The sequence below is a fragment of the Ruminobacter amylophilus genome (assembly GCF_900115655.1).
GTDB classification, from domain to species: domain Bacteria; phylum Pseudomonadota; class Gammaproteobacteria; order Enterobacterales; family Succinivibrionaceae; genus Ruminobacter; species Ruminobacter amylophilus.
This window is the reverse complement of sequence record NZ_FOXF01000017.1, coordinates 25,857-46,919: the sequence shown is the minus strand read 5'-3', so window position 1 is coordinate 46,919 and position 21,063 is coordinate 25,857. Positions and strand designations below refer to the sequence as shown.

The following is a 21,063-nucleotide window of genomic DNA, read 5'->3' as shown; positions in this document are numbered from 1 at the left end:
AAGCAACCAAAAAATGGACCATGCCTCTAAGAAACTGGGGAGTAATCTACGGTGAATTTCAGATAATGTATGAAGGCCGATTACCAGACTGATTTCCGGTATGAACAAAAGACGGAAGCTGAAACTTCCGTCTAGGAATTATTTTGTTTTTTAATAAAAATAGTTAAATTTCAATAGAAATAATTGACTATTTTATTTATAAAACATAAATCTTGACTTATAAAAACAAACAGGTAATATTAATAACACCAAAGCAGTAACCGGAAGGTCACTGCTTTAAAAAATTCTCAGGATGTTTTTCTATTTACAGAAAGATTTTCACATACTCAAAGGTGCCAGAATTGGTTATTAGATTATGAATGTTCTGTTTTTAACTTCTGAGCTATGCGATTTCGTTAAAACAGGAGGGTTGGCGGATGTTGCCAAAGCCCTCCCGATGGAACTTGTCAAACGTAATCATGATGTCCGAATCATGATGCCCTGTTATAACCGTATACCCAATTATTTTGATTATCCAGTGATAGCAGATCTGTCTTTAACCAATCCTCAAAATAATACTGGTATTGAATTTAAAGTTAGACAGGCCAAACTCTGTAATAAAGTAACTGTCTGGCTAATAGAAAATGAGCACTACTTTGCAAGAAACAGCATTTACGCAGAGAACAATCAGTCGTACTACGATAATGGCGAAAGATTTGCCTTTTTCTCTGCGGCATCACTACTTACTACTGAATATCTCAAATTTGTACCTGACATTGTTCACTGTAATGACTGGCATACTGCACTGACACCGATGATTCTTGCTTTAAAATACCAGAACTCTCCTTTTTTCAAAAACACTCGTTCTGTTATCACTATTCACAACGGGGCTTTTCAGGGCGTTTTTGAAAAAAGTCAGCTATGGATGTTACCTGAAATATCGCAGGTAAATAATGAAACTGTCAGTCAGGGATTTAACAACATAAACTTCCTTAAATGCGGTGTGTTCTATGCTGATAAGATTAATGCCGTAAGCCCGAGCTACGCCGAAGAGTTAACAACTTTTCTTGGCGGACACGGAATGTCACAGAATTATATGGACAGAATTAATGACCTGTGTGGAATAGTAAATGGCTGTGACTATTCCGACTGGGATCCTTCAATAGATAAAAACATTCCGTTTAACTTCAATTCAGACACAATGGTTGATAAAAGCCTATGTAAATTTCTGCTTCAGGAATATACAAATCTTCCGGTATGCAATAAGCCTATTTTCGGAATGGTTTGCCGTCTTACCGATCAGAAAGGCATAAATCTCTTAATCCCTGTATTGGATGAAATGCTACAGCATCAGATACAGCTGATTATAGTCGGTACAGGAGCACCGGAACTTGAAAACATCCTTCATCAATACACAAAAAAATACGCAGATAGATTTGTATTCAAAAGTGTATACGATAATAAACTGGCGCACATGGTTGAAGCAGGTTCAGACTTTTTTCTCATGCCTTCCATTTACGAGCCATGCGGCTTAAATCAGATGTATAGCCTTGCCTATGGTACATTACCTATTGTACGAGCTGTAGGAGGACTTAAAGATACCGTTATCTGCTACGATGAAAACCCTCTAGAGGCTACAGGCTTTATTTTCAAAGAAGCTGAACCTCAAGCCTTTCTTAACTGCGTAAGACGTGCACTTATATTTTACCTTCAGGAACACCTTGAGTTTTTACGAATCAGAAGAAACGCAATGAATGTACGTTATAACTGGTCTGACTCAGCCGAAGAATATGAAAAAATGTATAAAAGTGCCATGCACTAAAACTCCATTATTTTTCACGGATTTAACATTAAGGTGGCGATTTTCAACCTATAAAGTATAATATGTCGAGTTTGTTAATTAACCTGTTCTATTTTATAAAAAATGATTTTTCTAAAACAAATCGAAACTCCCGGTAACCTAGATTTAAGAACCGCCTTTCTGGCCCCTTTTCAAGGAATAAGTTTTTTACTTTCCCGTCCTTTCCTTCTGTTAAAAGTTTTACTGTGCTCTGTTGCCATAGTACTGTCACTGCCGGTATTTATTTTAAACTTCTTTACCATTCCTATTTTTCTGTGTCTTATAATGCTGATGATCATTAATGACATCGAGGGAGATAATCTTTCCTTTGCCGAAATAATGACATTGGTTTATACAAACATAAAGATAAAGGTTAAATCCTTTATTTTCATGTCTTTTCCTGCTCTGCTATTCATTCTGTACATTCTTCACAGTATTGAAAATTTCAGCAAAAGCGTATTAATATACGAAATGTTTGGACTGCTGTGCTTTCTTAACATATGGGGGTTGATAACTGCAAACGCCCTGTTGATTTCATCAAAAAATAACAGCACTCTGTTAAATTCGGTAACCGATAGCCTCAATCTGCTGGTATCAAAACCCTTTGTTTTTTTTAGCCAGCTTATTATCTGGACTATGGGGTTAATGTTTACATTAGCCGTGCTGGGTGCTTATATTCTGATTTTACCAAGTGTTGGAGTCGCCCACGGTTCATTATTAGAAATGGTAATGGTAATCTTAATTACATTTATCGCTGTATGCGTATATCTGGCCTTCTACATATCAGGAATTACTGTTCTGCTTTACCACTGGTACGGAAAAACTTCTCAACAGTCAGAAGATACTGCTGATTCCTGATTTACTGTTTTTCTGATAATAAAAATCCGTTATGCCTCTTGCATAACGGATTCCTTCTCCCCCTAAATTACTTTGCAGAAGAGATATTCAGCAACTTATCTGCTTCTTCCTCAGTTATTCCCTGACTCAAAAGCTTTTTCCTCTTTTTCTCATAGAAATTAGGTTTGCCTTTATTCTTCAGATCTCTAGCTCTTTTCTTTATATGTTTTTCTTTTTCGTCAGACTTAACATCTTTATCTTCTTTCTTTTTCTTCTTTTTAGAGAAGTCAGCAAGCTTATTCTGAGCCTTTAAACCATCTATAACTCTTAAGGTTATCTTCTCTCCCGTGTACCTCTCTATTTTGCCAAGAATAGGCACATCATGAGCCTCTACAAGATTAATAGCTACCCCTTTCTTGCCTGCTCTTGCTGTGCGTCCTATTCTGTGAACATATATATCTGCACTTCTCGGCATATCGAAGTTAATCACGTGAGATACGTCAGATACATCTATTCCTCTTGCTGCCACATCTGTTGCCAACAGAATATTTACTGATCCGCCAGCAAATCTTTCAAGGGCGGCTATACGCTTTTCCTGCTCCATTTCTCCACGGATATAGGCGAACTTAATTTCCGCCTTATCCAATTCCTGAACCAGTTCCTGCAGGCGTTCACGAGTCTTAACGAACACAATCGGCTTTACGATTTTTTCACTTCTCAGAAGATATTTCAGAAGTTCAACCTTATGTTCCAAACTGTCAGCAAAAATCTTATACTGTACCACCTTCTTCTTTTCAGAGCGAGGTGAGTCAACATGAATTTCTACAGGATTCTGCAGTACCTCATTAGCAAATTTTGAAAGTAGCCCCCCCTCTAAAGTTGCTGAAAAAAGAAAAGTCTGTTCTCTCCTGCTTGCTGCTTTGGAAATACTTACAACATCATCATAAAAGCCCATGTCCAGCATTCTGTCTGCTTCATCAAGAACAAGAATTTCCACACCCTTAATATCAAACATTTTCTTCTTAAGATATTCAATCAGACGTCCAGGAGTGGCTATAACGATATCAGTACGCTGGCTGAGATCAGGAAGCTGTTCTTCATGATCGACACCGCCAATAACAGTGCATGAACTTACTCTAGGTAGATATTTGCTAAAAAGTTTTACCTGCTCATGAACCTGTAAAGCAAGTTCTCTAGTGGGTGTAAGAACGAGAATACGGCTAAGGCTGTGTTTTTTGTTGGAAAAATCTATAATATGCTGCAGACAAGGCAGAACGTATGCTGCAGTTTTACCGGTGCCTGTCGGAGCATCGGCTAAAACATCAAATCCAGACAAAGCATTAGGTATAACCTCCTGCTGTACTATTGTCGGTTTGCGAAATCCCTGTTCTTCCACAACTTTCAGTAATCTGTTATCTAATTCTAATTCAGAGAATTCCATATTTAACCTATATTTTCCTTAAGTATTTTTTCATGATAAGCAATAATGGAATTTACCACTTTAACAACAAGAGGATCAACTGGAGTTTGTCTTCTTAAAAGATAACGCACCAACTCAAGATCAGTACAGTCAAGAAATGTATTGTACTCATCAAATTCCTGATCTGATGCCTGAGGTAAATAATCATTTACATAAGGTTCAAGCATAAGATCCAGTTCTTTCATTCCCCTACGAGACTTCCATTTTAAGCTGTCCCACTGAGATTCAGTCTTCACTGCAAACCTCCATCAAACCGCAATCGGGGCTTTTATTACAGGGTACGGATCATAGCCTTCAATAATAAAATCCTCAAATTTATAATCAAAAATTGAATCAGGCTTTCTCGCAAATCTTAGGGTAGGCAAAGCCCTTGGCTCTCTGCTTAACTGCTCTTTTGCCTGTTCAAAATGATTGAGGTACAGATGCACATCTCCCCCCGTCCAAACAAATTCGTATGGAATCAGATCACACTGCTGAGCAACCATATGAAGCAGCATTGAGTAACTGGCAATATTAAAAGGCAGCCCCAGGAATGTGTCACAGCTGCGCTGATACAGCTGCAGACTTAACTTACCATCAGCAACATAAAACTGAAACATCGCATGGCATGGAGGTAATTTCATATCATCGATACAGGCTACATTCCATGCTGAAACGATCATACGACGGCTGTCAGGAGTATTCTTTATCTGCTGTATTACGTTGGAAATCTGATCAATATGCTTACCATCCGGAGTTGGCCATGAACGCCACTGATAGCCATACACAGGCCCAAGATCCCCGTTTTCATCAGCCCATTCATCCCATATTGTAACTTTATTGTCATGAAGATATTTAATGTTTGTATCTCCGTTAAGGAACCATAATAATTCATGGATTATTGATCTTGTATGACATTTTTTTGTTGTCAGTAAAGGGAAACCATCCTGCATGTTAAAGCGCATCTGATATCCAAAAACAGACTTTGTCCCGGTACCTGTTCTATCGGTTTTCACAGTACCGTTGTCCATAATATGCTGTAATAAATCTAAATATTTTTTCATTAAAAAATCCTTATTGAAAAGCTGTCATTACGACAGCTTTTTTCTTAAAAAATCATCTATTTGATATTCAGAATATCCGAAAGACCTTTTTCTTTAAGATAATCCACATACATTTGCTTGATTGCTGCGGTATCTGACAGCTTAATGGCTTTCTTGAATATATCTGAGAGCTCTTTAGTGTCAACCCTGCGAAGGACATACTTAATTCTGGCTATTTCTGTGTAATTCATACTTAACTCACGATATCCCATTGAAATAAGCAGAATTGCTCCCAACGGATCTCCGGCCATTTCTCCGCACATTGCCAACGGACGATTCAACTCTTGTACACATATACGGTATAAGCGCCATAATACCCTAACCATGGCAGGATTAAAACAGTCATAAAGCTTGGAAACACGTGGATTATTTCTGTCTACCGCTAAAGTATACTGAGTGAGGTCATTACTACCTATGGAGAAGAAATCCAGATACTCAGCAAGATCTTCCAATAAAAACATAGCAGCAGGAACTTCTATCATGGCACCAAGTTTAGGATGAGCTACAACAGAACTGTACTCTTCACAGATTTCCTTATAGGCCTGCTCCAAAATTTCCTTACTTTTTATCACTTCTTCAAGACTGGATACCATAGGAAGCATTATTTCAAGATTTTCGTACTTTCTGTTCGCCTTAAGCATTGCCCTGAATTGAGTGCGAAGCAAATCAGGCTTATCCAGACTTATGCGTATACCTCTCCATCCAAGGAACGGATTAGCTTCGTTAAACGGCATGTACGGTAGAGGTTTATCCCCACCGACGTCCATGGTTCTCATACGAACTCTTGTGGATGCAAAACTCTTGAGAAATTCTTCATAATGAATACATTCCTCCAGTTCTGTAGGAAATGTATTATGCATCATAAATTCAACTTCAGTACGATAAAGGCCAACGCCGTCAATCATCGAAAGTACTGCTTCCGACTCCTTATCAAAATTTAATCCAGCGTTTAATTCGACACTTATCTTAACGCCATCAGAAGTAACGGCAGGTTCATTCTGTTCAGCAATAAACAGTCGTGTATTCTCTTCATCCTTAAGAATATTACCCCTGTATTCAGTTATTATGCCTACAGGAGGATCAACAAAAAGTTCCTCTCGGTTACCATCAAGAATAAATAAATGTCTGTCTAACTTGGACAGAGGCAAATCAACTCCCATCAGTGTAGGAATGTTCATATTCTTGGCAAGTATAGCCGCTATGGAATTAGCACTTCCCTTAAGAGAGATAATACCTGCAATTCTTTCACGAGGCAGTTCAGCAATAAGTGCTGCTGTTATTTCCTCCGCCAACAGTATCACAGGTTCAGAAAATGCAAATTCTTCAAGATAACTGTGTGCTAGTCTGGACAAAAGACGCTGCGACAGGTCACGAATCGCTAATGACAGTTCTTTCTTGTTCTGACTGTTGCAGTCAGCTATCATTTCTTCAGCAATAAGCTTAACTGCCGAAGAAGCTGACCACCCTTCATCATAAATTTTAGCATCTATCTTGTTGCTGAAATCACTGTCTTCAATAATATCCTGGTATGTATCGAAAACATTACTCATATCACTGTTCTTAAGATTATCATTAACTTTAAGGGTCAGTGAATCAAGATCCAGTTGCAACTGAAAAAGTGCCTGGTGAAACAGCTCAACCTGAGTTTCACGGTCATTATTTTTTTTCAGAAGAACCTGTTCCAACTCCATATGTGGCTGCCACACCCAACCTCTTGCTATGGCAATACCACCGGAACCGAAGGTGCACTTCACAGGTTCGGAATTATTGGCTGTCTCATCCTTCTGCCCTGCTATATACAGAGACGAGGACAAATGTGCAGAAAGTGATACTAGAAAAGATTCTTCTATTTCATCAAACTGTCTAGATTCCTTCTGCTGAATGATCAGAATACCAAGATTCAGATCATTGTAATTGATTGGAACACCAAGAAAGGATTTAAATTCTTCCTCTCCAATTTCCGGTATGTATTTGAAATTAGGATGTTCCTGAGCATTAGCCAGATTAAGAATAGTATTTTTCTTACCTACCAGACCTACAAGTCCTTCACCAAAACGCAAAGTAACCTTACCTTCACAGTCATTATTCAAACCATCGGTAGCAACAAGTCTGTACCGTCCTCTGGTGTGATCGGCTATATATATTGAACAGCAGTCTACACCTAAAGCTTCACGAGTCTTTGCAACCACAAGCTTAAGTGCCTTATTTAAATCCTTTTCACCTAAAAAGGACTCAACTATCAATCTTAATTTTGTAAGCATTATTTTCTCCTTACATGACGCTGCTGGCTCTGTTTTCCATACCAATTTCTTTTCTTAACAGAACTGTCAACCTCTGTTTCATCTTCATTGGGAGTTCGTATTTCCTTGCCGAATAAAGCATAATCAGAAAATTCTTTTAAAATTTTTCGGTAAACATCTCTCTTAAAAGAAATAACCTGTCTTACCGGATACCAGTAACTGACCCATCTCCAATTATCGAATTCCGGAGTGCTGGATAAATTGAATTGAATTTTGTTTTCTGCGTGCTCACACAACCGCAAAAGGAACCATTTTTGTCGCTGGCCGAGGCATACGGGACGCTCATTCCATCTTACCAATCGCTGAGGAAGCTGGTATTTGTGCCACAATTTAGAAACATGAATAATGGTAACATCGCTTTTAACCAGACCAAGTTCTTCATTGAGTTCTCGATACATGGCCTGAACAGGCGATTCACCGGCATTAATTCCCCCCTGAGGAAACTGCCATGAATTCTGACCGATACGGCGAGCCCATAAAACTTGCCCCTGCTGGTTACATATCACAATACCAACGTTAGGTCTAAAACCGTCGCCGTATATCACTTATACACCTCAAAAATCACTATACTCCGATGCTATATCAATTCTAACACATATACAGAACATCACATATCGTTATGACTCATTTGAAGTTAGGAATGGGAGAAAGCCATAATATTTGTTTATAATTGTAATGCAGTGATATTTATAAACAGGTTTTCATATCAGGATTAACATCAGATGATACCTTTCAGTATTGACGAACTTATGCACAGAGTTATTGCTTTGAACGGAATGACAGTCGGGGAACTTGCTTCAGCATTGAACATTCCTCTTCCATACAATACAAAAAATGCAAAAGGCTATATCGGCCAATTGGCTGAAATCGCCTTGGGAGCCTCAGCAGGTGCAAAACCAGTGCAGGATTTTATTAACCTTAATGTTGAACTGAAAACCATTCCACTTCTGAAAAACTGCAGACCTGCTCAAAATACTCATGTTTGTATTCTAGAACATCAACATATCCGTAACCAGACATTCGAAAATTCAAACTTCTACAATAAAATCAAACAGGTTTTGTGGTTGCCGGTTGAAGGAGATCCTTCCATAATATTTGCAGAAAGGCACTTCGGAACAGGTTTTCTTTGGCATCCTGATGACAGACAATACCGCATTCTTCGTGATGAATGGGAAGAAATTATGGAGTTCATTGCTATCAACGGGATAAAATCAATCACATCGGACATTGGCGAAAATGTGCTTCTGGCACCATGCGGAGGCACTAAAAACAATTACCAATATGGTTTTTACTTAAGAAAATCTTTTACAGCTCAAATCATTGATAATTTCCTTTCTGAATTATCATAAATATGTTTTTTAGTCGTCAGTTAAGGATATTAATTATATTTATTAAAAAATTTTAGATACTGATAATTTAATAAATTTTTTTGCTGTTTTATTGATAAATTTTATCATTAGCACCTCAATTTATTAGCATTAATCATACTTTTAAGAATTAGTGATATACAATTCTTTTATAATTATTTATCTTAATAAGTGACAATCAGTAGAAAATATAAAATCTAATAATAATAACTGATATTAAGTTGCGTAATTTTGAAATTAGGAGAAATTTTAATGAGCGTTACCGTAAAGGAATTTAAAGATAAATTCAAGGTTGCTTTCAAAGTGTCACAGGAAGCAGCCCAGAATGCAAAGGAAATTTATCTCTTATGCGATTTCAATGCATGGGAACCTGTTGCATTAACTCTCAACAAGAATGGTACTTTCACCGTTAATGTTGATATTGCCAAGGATGAAAATCTGAAGAAGACCTATCAGTACAGATATCAGTACGTTATGCCTGACAATTCTGAAAAGTATGACAACGATTGGGATGCTCAGTACTACATTCCAAATCCGTTCAACGGCGATAACTCTGCTTTTGATATTCCTGAACCTTCAGCAGAAGAAGCTCCTGTAAAGGCAGCAGCAAAGCCAAAAGCCGCAAAGGCTAAAACTACTGCAAAAGCCCCAGCCAAATCAGCAGCCAAAACAACCAAAACTTCTACCAAGAAGAAGTAATTAATAATTTTTTGATAATACTCCCGAACCAAAACAAGCTCTGACAACAGTGCTTGTTTTTTTATGCATAAAAATATACACGCAAAAAAAGATTAGGGGAAATTAAGAAATTTCCCCTAACACAAAAACCTAGATTGTATAAGCTTAACTAAAGATTATTCTTCAGACGCACCGGTCTTAACAACTAATCTTTCAGCGATACGAGCTGCTCTACCAGTACGTTCACGGAGGTAGTAAAGTTTAGCACGACGAACCTTACCACGACGAGTAACGGTAATAGAAGAAATTAATGGGCTGTGGGTCTGGAATACACGTTCAACACCTTCACCATTAGAAATCTTTCTTACAGTAAATGCAGAATGAAGACCACGATTACGCTTAGCGATTACAACACCTTCATAAGCCTGTAAACGTTCCTTTTCACCTTCAACTACACGCACCTGAACACGTACAGTGTCACCTGCTCTAAATTCAGGAACATCTGAACGCATCTGTTCTTTTTCAATTTGTTCAATTAAATTCATAATAAATTCCTACCTAGGATATACTGATAACTCTCTACTGTTCAACCTTACGATCTACTTGGACTTGCGTTCTCGCAGATAAAGGGCAAGAATTTTTTCTTGCTCGTCAGTCAGAGCTAGGTTATTTAAAATATCTGGCCTTCTTTCATAGGTTCGGACTAAAGACTGTTCTAATCTCCACTTTCTTATTTTCTCGTGATTTCCACTCATAAGAACTTCCGGAACTTTCTGTCCATCAATCTCTGGTGGTCTGGTGTATTGAGGACAATCCAAAAGTCCTGTGGCAAACGAATCCTCCACAGCACTCAGTTCATCGCCCAACACTCCCGGTATCAAACGAGACACGGCATCAACCACAATCATAGCCGGTAATTCACCGCCACTAAGGACATAATCACCAACAGACCATTCCTCATCGACATATTTATCTATAATTCTTTCATCAATACCTTCGTACCTGCCTGCAATAATGATTAGTTCATCATTTTTAGCAAGTTCTACGCAGCCCTGATGATCAAATTTACGCCCCTGAGGTGACATATAAATCACCTTGGCATTCGGAAGCTGTTTCTTGGCCTCAAGAATAGCATCTCTTAGAGGCTGAACCATCATCACCATGCCGGGACCACCGCCAAATGGACGCTCATCCACTTTCTGGTGTTTGTCATAAGCAAAAGATCTTGGGTTAATGCAAAAAAGGGAAATTATTCCACGCTTTACCGCCCTGCCTGTTACACCAAATTCAGTAATTGCCTGAAACATTTCCGGAAAGATGCTAATTACACCAATCCTCATAAATACCTCATCATATTACCGAATCTGTTTAGAAGTCAGGTTCCCAATCAACTTGTATTACTTTTTCGTCAAGATCAACATTCTTTACCACATGTGGTAAATAAGGTATTAGTCTTTCCTTAATTTCATACTTGTCATCTTTTCTGGCCTTAACAACTAACACGTCATTGGCCCCTGTTTCCATCATGTTAGACACGATACCTAAATCATATCCATCCAGAGTAACTGCCCTAAGACCGATAAGCTCGATCCAACGGAAAACTCCTTCAGGCAATTTAGGTAAGGAGCTAGGGAGTATACCAATGTCACTACCTGTAAAGCCCTGAACTACCTCGCGAACATCAAAACCTTTGATTTTCACGATATAGCTGTCAGCATGTGGCTTTGCATCTGTTATTTCTATACTCTGCCACTGCCCGCCTGGCTTACGATAAAACCAGGGCTTATAGCTAAAAAGACTTTCAGGATCCTCTGTATAAGAAAAAACCTTAATATAGCCTTTGATTCCAAAAACGGCACCAAAACGGCCCATTACTTCAGGTACTTCTTTATCCATACTAATCCCTATATCTCATCACTCTGTTAAAAAACCGTGGTAATCAAATACCATCAGCATCAACTTAAGCGTTAGCCTTGGCATCCTTAACGAGCTTCTTTACACGATCAGAAAGCTGAGCACCCTTGCCAACCCATTCAGTAACCTTGTCAAGGTTAAGATTGAGCTTAACTTCATTGCCCTGAGCAATCGGATTGTAGAAACCGATGTCTTCGATGTATCTACCGCTGAGAGCACGACGTGAATCAGCAACTACTACGTGATAAAATGGACGCTTTTTAGAACCACCACGCTGTAAACGAATAACTACCATATTTTCCTCTATATAAGGTTAATTAACTGACAAAACAATTTCGCCATATACAAAATAGGTTGAAAAATTTTAACTTTTTTTGAGAATTAATCAAGTAAAATTTGCACAATATCTAAATTTTTTATGGAAAAAATTAAAAAAGCCATTGCAATCAGCAATGGCTTTTAGAGCAAATATAATTTTTTACTGTTGAGGAGGCATCTTGAAACCTGCGGCAGGCATAAGATCCTTCACCAGATTAAGCATCTTACGAAGCCCGCCCTTACTCTGCAGACGTTTCATCATGTGCTGCATCTGAGTAAACTCTCTTATCAGTTTTGTTACTTCGGTAACTTCGACACCAGCACCATCTGCTATTCTCTTCTTACGAGATGCCTTAATAATTTCCGGATGTCTTCTTTCCTTAATGGTCATTGAATTGATGATGGCTTCTTTTCGATAAATAATCTTATCGTCTACCTTATCCTTAATTTCGTCCGGAAGAGCACTCATGCCAGGTAATTTATCCAGCATGCTGGCAATACCACCCATATTGCGCATCTGAACAATCTGAGCTCTGAAATCATCGAAGTCAAAATCCTTACCGGTCTTGAATTTGTCTGCCAGTTTTTCAGCCTGCTTCTTATCAACCTTACGTTCCATCTCTTCAACAAGAGATAAGATATCACCCATGTCAAGAATTCGACTTGCCATACGTTCAGGATGGAATGGATCAAGTGCTTCAATTTTTTCACCAGCTCCGAGGAATTTGATAGGCTTTCCGGTTATCTTACGGACAGAAAGTGCCGCACCGCCACGGGCATCACCATCCATCTTAGTAAGAATAATACCGGTTAAAGGTAATGCATCATTGAAAGCCTTGGCAGTATTGGCGGCATCCTGACCAGTCATGGCATCCACCACAAATAGTGTCTCGACCGGATTGATATCAGCATGAATTTCCTTGATTTCATTCATCATGTCTTCGTCCACATGCAGACGACCGGCAGTATCCACAAGTAAAACATCCATGAACTTAATCTTGGCTGATGCCAAGGCATTGCGGACAATATCAAGAGGTTTATCTTCAACAGTTGACGGAAAGAACTCCACTCCTACTGTTTCAGCAAGAGTCTTTAACTGCTCAATAGCTGCAGGTCTGTACACGTCAGCACTCACAACCATTACCTTCTTCTTTTCTCTGTCTTTAAGGTACTTTGCTAGTTTTGCAACAGTTGTTGTCTTACCAGCACCCTGTAAACCAGCCATAAGAACGACAGCAGGAGGCTGAGTCGCAAGATTAAGTTCCGCACACTCATCACCCATAACAAGCTTTAGTTCTTCGAAAACAATCTTTACGAATTCCTGTCCCGGATTAAGAGCCTGATTCACTTCCTGACCAAGAGCCTTGGTCTTTACTTCAGCAATAAAATCCTTAACCACCGGCAAGGCAACGTCTGCTTCAAGAAGAGCCATTCTAACTTCACGAAGAGTATCCTTGATATTATCTTCTGTTAATTTCCCCTGTCCTGTGATATTACGCAGGGTCTTAGTCAATCTCTGAGTTAAATTTTCAAACATTTTTTAATCCATAAAAAAGATCTGGGCTCTGTATTTCCAGACACAAAATAATTAATCTTACACCTAGCACATTATAATTGAGGCGACAACATTTTAATAGTGAAAGCTAACCAAGATATATGAAAGATCTCACTATGTAATGTTTTACAGAACTCATGTAAACAACAAAAAAGGCCGTAGTTTAGTACGGCCTTTCACTCAAACATACTCCAGAATTAGTTGTTGTTTACAAAATCAACGCCCTGCTGAATGTCTTTCTTAAGGATATCTAACATACCGTTAAGAGCATTTTCTTCAAAAGAGCTTAACTTGCCGATTGGCAGATATTCCTTAACACCTTCAGTACCGAGCAGTAAAGGCTGAGCGAAGAATGAAGCATAACCAGTTTCGCTTTCAACATAAGCTGGTTCAACAACATTTTCTTCACCGCTTAAACCGCGAACAATAGCTAATGCAAAACGAGCACCGGCAGCTGCCATTGACAGAGTAGCAGAACCAGACCCCTTGGCTTCAACCACTTCAGTACCAGCGTTCTGTACATGAAGAGTCAGCTTTTCAATCTGATCAGCAGAAAGTTTTTCATAACCTTCAGCCTGAGAGAATAAAGGAAGAATTGTAGTGCCACTGTGACCGCCGATTACCGGAACCTTGGCTGAACAACGACAGCTGTTGGTTGCATCAGCCCAGAATGTTTCAGCACGCAGGGTATCAAGCATAGTAACACCGAATAAGCGCTTCTTATCATAGCAACCAGCCTTCTTTAATACTTCGGCTGCTAATGGAACCATTGTGTTTACAGGGTTGGTGATAATAGCGATACAAGCCTTTGGTGCATGCTTGGCAACTGCTTCTACCAATCCCTTAACAATGTTGGCATTAAACTTGAACAAGTCACTGCGATCCATACCTGGCTTTCTGGCCATACCGGCTGGAATAACAACAACAGAGGCACCAGAAACAGCCTTTACCAGACCTTCGTCACCGGTAAAACCTTCAACTGATACATTGGTAGGGATGTGGCTTAAATCAACTGCTACGCCAGGGGTTGATGGAGCAACGTCATAAAGAGATAATTCAGAACCTTTTGGTAACTGGTTTTTCAAAAGAAGAGATAACGGCTGGCCAATACCACCTGCTGCACCTAAAACTGCAATTTTCATTATTACGGATCCTCTGTAATTTTTACTTATTCTTATACACTAATATTCAATTCGAGTATATTACTCTAAAACAATAATAACTGCTATATTTAGCACCTTAAAATGACGTCTAAATTCAAATTTTTGAGCTCATATCACCTTTATTTTTGAATTTTCTTTTTTGTTAAACGTGATACAAATCAACTTTAATAAATTTGCGTCACTTCAATAAATCATTTTTCCTTTACATCTATAAAAAATTATGCAAATAAAGTGCATAATTATGCATTTCCGTTCTATTCCTGTTATAATTCGACAGATATCTGAGGTAATGAAAATGGAAGATCTAAACAATCAAGACTCTTTAGAAAGAGTTTTTCTTGAATTACTCGGGGCTGAATGCTACAGCTCTCAAACCGAGATTGCGGATGCTTTGCTTGCCAAAGGGTTCTCTAACATGAATCAGTCAAAAGTATCCAGAATGCTTACCAAATTCGGAGCAGTACGCAGACGTAATGCCAAAATGGTTATGGTTTACTGTCTTCCTTTGGAAACAGGCATTCCAACCATAGACAAGACTATCAAATCACTTGTTTTAGACATTGCGCATAACAACAACATCATTGTCATTCATACAAGTCCCGGAAGCGCTCAGATGATTGCCAGAATGCTAGATTCTGTAAGAAAGGCAGAAGGTATTCTGGGTACCATTGCAGGAGATGACACAATATTTGTAACACCAAAAATTGATGTTGATATTGTGGATCTCTATGAAAGCATCAGGGATTTATTTGAAAACTGACATATTAGTTTCCATTTTCATCTGTTAAACAAAAATGCATCCTATAAATCTAAAATGCATAAAAGTTTAAAAAAGTCCTGTATTCAATACAGGACAAATGAATGTGAATAAAAACCGAATTAGCTAATAACTGCTAGAGAGCGTCATCATCCGTTTCACCGGTTCTGATTCTGACTACATGTTCACAGTTATACACAAAAATCTTTCCGTCACCGATCTTGCCTGTCTTGGCGGCTTTTACAATACTCTCCACCACCTCTTCACAGATCTCATCCTTGACAACAACCTCCAGCAAGGCCTTAGGAAGAAAATCAACCTGATATTCAGCCCCTCTGTATAGTTCTGTATGTCCCTTCTGACGACCAAAGCCCTTCACTTCAGTAACTGTCATACCTTCAATTCCAAGTTCAGAAACAGCTTCTCTGACATCGTCCAATTTAAATGGCTTAATAATAGCGCTTATAAGTTTCATGGTTCACTCCTCACCAAAAATACACTCTAATATTCATTCAAAGAACGTGCCATAATTCAAACTCACAAAAAGCGATTAAACTTGTAAATACAGTCACTAACTTTTAAATATGTGCACAATAAATAAAGAAACGCCCCAAACATGTGCATAACGATCAGCAGATAAACAAAAAAGGGCTGTTTCATCCATGGAAACAGCCCTTGTCCAGAATACTCCTATTTCAGATTAGGCAGTATACTCAGGCATTTCATTAAATTTCAGGTATGAGTATACCTTGTCCTTCTTACCGTCAAGAGCCTTAACACCTTCAAGGTATTCTTCCTTGGTCGGGATTCTTCCTAAAACAGAAGCAACTGTTGCCAATTCTGCTGAAGCAAGATAAACATTAGCTCCCTGTCCCAGACGATTAGGGAAGTTGCGGGTTGAAGTTGAAATAACAGTAGCATTATCAGCCACACGAGCCTGATTTCCCATACATAATGAACAACCAGGTATTTCACAACGAGTACCTACCTTTCCAAATACACTGTAAAGACCTTCATGAATGATTTCAGCACGATCCATCTTGGTAGGAGGAGCTATCCAAAGCTTTACAGGTAACTGATTCTTGCACTTTTCCAGAATGGTAGCCGCAGCTCTGTAGTGACCAATGTTAGTCATACATGAACCGATAAATACTTCATCAATCTGCTTTCCAGCAACATCGCTTAAAGTTCTCGCATCATCAGGATCATTAGGAGCGCAGAGAATTGGTTCCTTGATCTCATCCATATTGATTTCAATTACAGCTGCGTATTCAGCATCATCGTCAGCCTTTAACAGCTCAGGATTTGCCAGCCAAGCTTCCATTGCCTTAACACGCTTTGCAAGAGTGTCCTTGCTCTGATAGCCTTCCTTGATCATCCAATTAAGCAGAGTGATATTAGACTTAATGTATTCAATTAGAGGTTCTTTGTTCAGAGCTACAGTACAGCCTGCAGCAGATCTTTCAGCAGACGCATCAGCAAGTTCAAATGCCTGTTCAACCTTAAGATCTGGCAAGCCCTGAATTTCAAGAATTCTGCCTGAGAAAATATTCTTCTTTCCCTTCTTCTCTACGGTAAGAAGTCCCATTTCAATGGCTTTAAGAGGAATGGCATGAACAAGATCTCTTAAAGTAATACCAGGCTGCATTGTTCCCTTGAATTTAACCAGAACTGATTCAGGCATATCAAGAGGCATAACGCCGGTTGCAGCGGCAAAAGCAACAAGACCTGAACCAGCAGGGAATGAAACCCCCATTGGGAATCTGGTATGAGAATCGCCACCTGTACCAACAGTATCAGGAAGAACCATTCTGTTTAACCAGCTGTGAATTACGCCATCACCCGGTCTTAATGCAACACCGCCTCTTTCCTCTATAAACTTAGGTAAAGTATCATGGGTAACAACATCAACAGGCTTTGGATATGCTGCAGTATGACAGAATGACTGCATTACAAGATCTGCACTGAAATTAAGACATGCCAAATCCTTGAGTTCATCTCTTGTCATAGGACCGGTAGTGTCCTGAGAACCTACAGTAGTCATCTTTGGTTCGCAGTAACTGCCTGGTCTTACACCGGCAACACCGCATGCTCTACCAACAATCTTCTGTGCAAGAGTATATCCCTTGCCATTATCTTCTACTTCCTTAGGCATTACAAACACATCACTAGGACCAAGGTTCAGATATTTTCTTGCCTTAGCAGTCAAGCCACGACCAATGATGAGAGGAATACGTCCACCGGCTCTCACTTCGTCAAGCAGCACCTGAGTCTTTAAAGAGAAGGTTGATAACACTTTAGAATCATTATGAGCGGTAACCTTACCTTCATAAGGGTAAACATCGATAACATCACCTGTATTCATTGATGTTACGTCCATTTCAACAGGTAATGCACCTGCGTCTTCCATTGTATTAAAGAAGATAGGAGCAATCTTGCCACCAAAAACAAAACCACCGGCACGCTTGTTAGGCACAAAAGGAATATCATTACCCATGAACCACAGTACACTGTTGGTTGCACTCTTTCTTGAAGAACCTGTACCAACAACATCCCCAACATATACTAAAGGATATCCCTTTTCTCTTAAGCTGTTGATTGATGATACAGGGCCTGTAACCCCATCTTCATCCGGAGTAATACCAGGACGGGCATTCTTCAACATAGCCATAGCATGAAGAGGAATATCAGGTCTGCTCCATGCATCTGGTGCAGGAGACAGATCGTCGGTATTGGTTTCACCAGGAACCTTGAACACTGTCAGTGTAACTTTCTCTGCAAGCTGTGGACGAGAAGTAAACCATTCTGCATCAGCCCATGACTTAATAACAGCCTTTGCATATTCATTGCCTTTATCAGCTAAAGAAGCAACCTGATCAAAAGCATCAAAAATCAGTAAGGTATGTGACAACGCCTTAGCAGCAGTAGGAGCAAGTTCTTCTAATTCTAAAAAGTTAATCAATGAAGCGACATTATATCCACCCTGCATGGTTCCAAGAAGCTCAACAGCTCTCACAGCTGAAATCAGAGGACTCTTAAGAGCACCTACAGCCACATTAGTTAAAAAATCAGCTTTAACCTTGGCAGCTTCGTCTACCCCAGGAGGAATTCTGTTCTCAAGAAGAGAAACAAGTTCTTCTTCTGAGCCTGCTGGAGGATTCTGAAGAAGAGTTACAACTTCAGCTACTTCATCGACGGTTAATGGCTTTGGAACCACACCAATTTTGGCACGTTCTTCAACCTTAGCATGATATGAATCTAACACTATGTGCTCCTTAAATATAAGCCTGAACTAAAGAGAATTTACTTAAACCATGCATTCCTTGCCTTCCGCGCGGAATCTTTTTAAACATTTCATCAGATATTTAAGCTTATCAAAATAACAATCAGTAATTTAAATCATGATGCGTAAATATCAACATGGCAAAAAATCAAGTTTTCCAATGCTTGATTATAAAATAAAACACCGAAAAATTACATAACGAAAATTTTTCTCATTATATTTGATTTCACTCATATGTGGATATTTATCTAATCATTTATGTAATAAATAAAAAAAATCGGAAGTTTTACTTCCGATTTTCTCAAGACGCATTTGTTAGCGATGATGTCCGTGAGGATTAGGTCCAAAGTAGGAATGATGAGGATTTGGACCATAATACGGCTCATAATAACCATGATGATGGTGATGGTGATGGTGATGATGAGGTGGTGGAGGCGGCATGTGATGATGGTGATGATGAAATCCTGGCCCCACCGGAACCGGAGCTATAACTATTGGTCTAGGCCCATAAACAGGAGGAGGTGGTGGTGGATAATCAGGTCCAACGTAAATACCTGCTCCGCCTCCACCAACAGATACGGACACCTGAGCATTAGCCACACCGGTCATGCCTATCAAGACAAAGCATGAAAGCAGCAACATACGAGCAAACTTTAACATAATACCCCCTTTCCGGTTAATCCGGATTGAGAAAATAATAACAATGTTTTATTACTTATAATTGTAATCAAAAAACAGAGAAATCATATTACAAATCTGTTTTTAAATATTACAAGATGTTACAGGCTTTATTACCTTGTCAGTGAATCAATAAATCTCTTCCAGTCAAAAGCCTGTCCCGGATCTGTTTTTCTGTCCGGAGCGATGTGTTCATGTCCTACGATTCTGTCAACTGTGATTTTCGGATATGAATTCATAAGAACTTTGGTAACCTGTTCAAGACTTAAATACTGTTCATCTGTGTATGGTATATCGTCAGCTCCTTCAAGTTCTATACCTACAGCAAAATCATTGCAGGCGTTTCTTCCATTAAAACATGACTTGCCGGCATGCCAGGCTCTTTCAAGAAATGATACAAACTGAACCACTTCCCCCGTTCTTTTTATATACAGGTGAGAACTAACTTCCAGATCTTTAATCGTTTCAAAATAAGGATCATCTTCTACAGGCAGCTGTCCCGTAAAAAATTTCTCAACATACTCTCCACCGAATTTTTTTGGCGGCAATGAAATATTGTGAATAACCAGAAGACTGATCTCATTGTCAGGTCTGGCATTAAAATTTCTGGAAGGGATTTTTTTTGCGGAACTCAACCATCCATCAGTAATAATTGGAATTCCGTTTATGAGACCGGACACCATTACCAGTTTCCTTATTTTATATGAAAATTAAAATTCATTTACCATAAAAAAAATCTGCCTGCCGGCAGATTTTTTAAGGTTTTAAGCTATTACAGCGTCCGTGTCATGAACATGAACCTCTTCAATGAATCTGTTCTGTTCAAGCCCCTGCTTGCCATCTTCAATTGTTATCAGGTTATAAGCTGTCGCATCAGCTAAAAGCGCTCTTAACAACATGTTATTAAGGTGATGACCTGTTTTATATGCCTTGAACTCACCAACAATGCTCTGAGCAGACATATAAAGGTCTCCTATAGCATCAAGCATTTTATGCTTAACAAACTCATTTGGATAGCGCAGGCCTTCAGGATTCATCACATGGAAATCGTCCATTACCACAGCATTATCAAGACTTCCGCCTAAAGCAAGGTTATGCGCATGCATGAATTCAACATCCTTCATAAAACAGAAAGTTCTTGCACGACTAACATCACTTAAGAAACGATCTCCATTAAAATCAAGCTTATAGTGCTGCATGGACTTATCCATTGCAGGATGATTAAAATCAATCTGAAGATCCAGTTTAAAACCCGCCTTGGTAGGACATAACTCTGCCCACTTATCATCAAGTTCAACTCTGACCTTTTTCAGAACCTTAATGAATTTCTTAGGAGCAGAAAGGATTTCAATACCTGCACTTTCGAGCAGGTATATGAATGGCTGAGCTGAACCATCCATCACAGGTAATTCAGGTGCATTGACTTCAATGTAAAGATTATCAATACCTGTTGCACTTAAAGCGGCACTCAGATGTTCGATAGTTGCAACACGTGCACCGTCATCACTGATTATCGCTGTGCATAACTCAGTATCTCTTACCATTTCGGCAGAGGTTTTCATGTAAACCTTTGGACTAAGGTCAGAACGAACATATACAATACCAGTATTCGCAGGTGCAGGTTTGAAAGTCATCGAAACTTTCTTGCCTGAATGCAAACCAATACCGGAAGCAGAAACTTCCTTTTTGATTGTACGCTGTCTAATCATCATAATCTACGGCTCTTAATTTAATTGAACATCAGGGATATTAGTTATAAACGCACCCTATCAACTATGACAGTAATTATCTAAAAAAATTTCAATCGATAACCACCGTCTAAACAAAGATGT

The 21,063-nt window shown here is 39.0% G+C and carries 21 protein-coding genes; 5 read left to right on the top strand and 16 right to left on the bottom strand.

Going from position 1 to position 21,063, the window contains the following annotated elements:
* The first annotated feature begins 355 nt into the window (after positions 1-355).
* Complete coding sequence (gene glgA, locus BMY80_RS05970) at positions 356-1,801, top strand: glycogen synthase GlgA (protein ID WP_093141864.1); 1,446 nt, start codon at positions 356-358, stop codon at positions 1,799-1,801.
* 663 nt (positions 1,802-2,464) lie between these two features.
* Positions 2,465-2,677: a hypothetical protein gene (locus tag BMY80_RS12385; protein ID WP_218140322.1), complete on the top strand. Its 213-nt coding sequence runs from the start codon at positions 2,465-2,467 to the stop codon at positions 2,675-2,677.
* A gap of 67 nt (positions 2,678-2,744) precedes the next feature.
* On the opposite strand, the gene srmB is transcribed toward BMY80_RS12385, so the two are convergent.
* Genes srmB through rppH form a run of 5 tightly spaced genes read right to left on the bottom strand, consistent with a single transcriptional unit; the run spans position 2,745 to position 8,063 of the window.
* Positions 2,745-4,097, bottom strand: a complete 1,353-nt coding sequence (gene srmB / locus BMY80_RS05960; protein WP_037318377.1) for an ATP-dependent RNA helicase SrmB — start codon at positions 4,095-4,097, stop codon at positions 2,745-2,747.
* A 2-nt stretch (positions 4,098-4,099) separates the two neighbouring features.
* Positions 4,100-4,372 carry an FAD assembly factor SdhE gene (locus BMY80_RS05955; RefSeq protein WP_031578174.1) on the bottom strand — a complete coding sequence of 91 codons (273 nt, stop codon included), beginning with the start codon at positions 4,370-4,372 and terminating at the stop codon, positions 4,100-4,102.
* A gap of 12 nt (positions 4,373-4,384) precedes the next feature.
* A complete protein-coding gene (thyA, locus tag BMY80_RS05950) occupies positions 4,385-5,179 on the bottom strand; it encodes a thymidylate synthase (protein ID WP_031578173.1) in 795 nt (264 codons plus the stop codon).
* A gap of 56 nt (positions 5,180-5,235) precedes the next feature.
* Complete coding sequence (gene ptsP, locus BMY80_RS05945; RefSeq protein ID WP_031578172.1) at positions 5,236-7,479, bottom strand: phosphoenolpyruvate--protein phosphotransferase; 2,244 nt, start codon at positions 7,477-7,479, stop codon at positions 5,236-5,238.
* On the bottom strand, positions 7,479-8,063 hold the full coding sequence (gene rppH, locus BMY80_RS05940; RefSeq protein WP_051621681.1) for an RNA pyrophosphohydrolase: 585 nt from the start codon (positions 8,061-8,063) through the stop codon (positions 7,479-7,481). The genes ptsP and rppH overlap by 1 nt, the downstream gene beginning before the upstream one ends.
* 177 nt (positions 8,064-8,240) lie before the next feature.
* On the opposite strand from rppH, the gene BMY80_RS05935 reads away from it, so the two are divergent.
* Both BMY80_RS05935 and BMY80_RS05930 read left to right on the top strand, forming a co-directional pair.
* Positions 8,241-8,867, top strand: a complete 627-nt coding sequence (locus tag BMY80_RS05935) for a MutH/Sau3AI family endonuclease (protein WP_093141859.1) — start codon at positions 8,241-8,243, stop codon at positions 8,865-8,867.
* 270 nt (positions 8,868-9,137) lie between these two features.
* Positions 9,138-9,584, top strand: coding sequence for an early set domain-containing protein (locus tag BMY80_RS05930; protein WP_177178508.1), 447 nt, complete (start codon positions 9,138-9,140; stop codon positions 9,582-9,584).
* A 155-nt stretch (positions 9,585-9,739) separates the two neighbouring features.
* On the opposite strand, the gene rplS is transcribed toward BMY80_RS05930, so the two are convergent.
* From rplS to mdh, 6 genes are all read right to left on the bottom strand, one after another.
* Positions 9,740-10,108, bottom strand: coding sequence for a 50S ribosomal protein L19 (rplS, locus tag BMY80_RS05925; protein WP_037318373.1), 369 nt, complete (start codon positions 10,106-10,108; stop codon positions 9,740-9,742).
* Positions 10,109-10,162: 54 nt separating this feature from the next.
* Positions 10,163-10,903 carry a tRNA (guanosine(37)-N1)-methyltransferase TrmD gene (trmD, locus tag BMY80_RS05920; RefSeq protein WP_093141856.1) on the bottom strand — a complete coding sequence of 247 codons (741 nt, stop codon included), beginning with the start codon at positions 10,901-10,903 and terminating at the stop codon, positions 10,163-10,165.
* Positions 10,904-10,931: 28 nt separating this feature from the next.
* Positions 10,932-11,459 (bottom strand): ribosome maturation factor RimM, encoded by a 528-nt coding sequence (rimM, locus tag BMY80_RS05915; protein ID WP_031578166.1) that lies wholly within the window; start codon positions 11,457-11,459, stop codon positions 10,932-10,934.
* Positions 11,460-11,523: 64 nt separating this feature from the next.
* A complete protein-coding gene (gene rpsP / locus BMY80_RS05910; protein WP_031578165.1) occupies positions 11,524-11,772 on the bottom strand; it encodes a 30S ribosomal protein S16 in 249 nt (82 codons plus the stop codon).
* A 183-nt stretch (positions 11,773-11,955) separates the two neighbouring features.
* Positions 11,956-13,332: a signal recognition particle protein gene (ffh, locus tag BMY80_RS05905; RefSeq protein WP_031578164.1), complete on the bottom strand. Its 1,377-nt coding sequence runs from the start codon at positions 13,330-13,332 to the stop codon at positions 11,956-11,958.
* A 215-nt stretch (positions 13,333-13,547) separates the two neighbouring features.
* Positions 13,548-14,492 carry a malate dehydrogenase gene (gene mdh / locus BMY80_RS05900; RefSeq protein ID WP_093141854.1) on the bottom strand — a complete coding sequence of 315 codons (945 nt, stop codon included), beginning with the start codon at positions 14,490-14,492 and terminating at the stop codon, positions 13,548-13,550.
* 316 nt (positions 14,493-14,808) lie between these two features.
* Between mdh and argR the strand changes: the two genes are divergently transcribed.
* Positions 14,809-15,273 (top strand): transcriptional regulator ArgR, encoded by a 465-nt coding sequence (gene argR / locus BMY80_RS05895; RefSeq protein ID WP_031578162.1) that lies wholly within the window; start codon positions 14,809-14,811, stop codon positions 15,271-15,273.
* Between the two features lie 133 nt (positions 15,274-15,406).
* Here the strand turns inward: argR and BMY80_RS05890 are convergent, their stop codons facing one another.
* The 5 genes from BMY80_RS05890 to lpxC all read right to left on the bottom strand — a co-directional run bounded on the left by BMY80_RS05890 (position 15,407) and on the right by lpxC (position 20,940).
* Positions 15,407-15,745, bottom strand: a complete 339-nt coding sequence (locus BMY80_RS05890) for a P-II family nitrogen regulator (protein WP_031578161.1) — start codon at positions 15,743-15,745, stop codon at positions 15,407-15,409.
* A gap of 225 nt (positions 15,746-15,970) precedes the next feature.
* Entirely contained in the window at positions 15,971-18,535 is a 2,565-nt protein-coding gene (gene acnB / locus BMY80_RS05885) for a bifunctional aconitate hydratase 2/2-methylisocitrate dehydratase (protein ID WP_093141851.1), read from the bottom strand.
* Positions 18,536-18,868: 333 nt separating this feature from the next.
* Positions 18,869-19,213, bottom strand: a complete 345-nt coding sequence (locus BMY80_RS12070) for a hypothetical protein (RefSeq protein WP_143066465.1) — start codon at positions 19,211-19,213, stop codon at positions 18,869-18,871.
* Between the two features lie 131 nt (positions 19,214-19,344).
* Positions 19,345-19,914 (bottom strand): 1,6-anhydro-N-acetylmuramyl-L-alanine amidase AmpD, encoded by a 570-nt coding sequence (ampD, locus tag BMY80_RS05880; protein WP_093141849.1) that lies wholly within the window; start codon positions 19,912-19,914, stop codon positions 19,345-19,347.
* An 81-nt stretch (positions 19,915-19,995) separates the two neighbouring features.
* Entirely contained in the window at positions 19,996-20,940 is a 945-nt protein-coding gene (lpxC, locus tag BMY80_RS05875; protein ID WP_031578158.1) for a UDP-3-O-acyl-N-acetylglucosamine deacetylase, read from the bottom strand.
* Between the last annotated feature and the right edge of the window lie 123 nt (positions 20,941-21,063).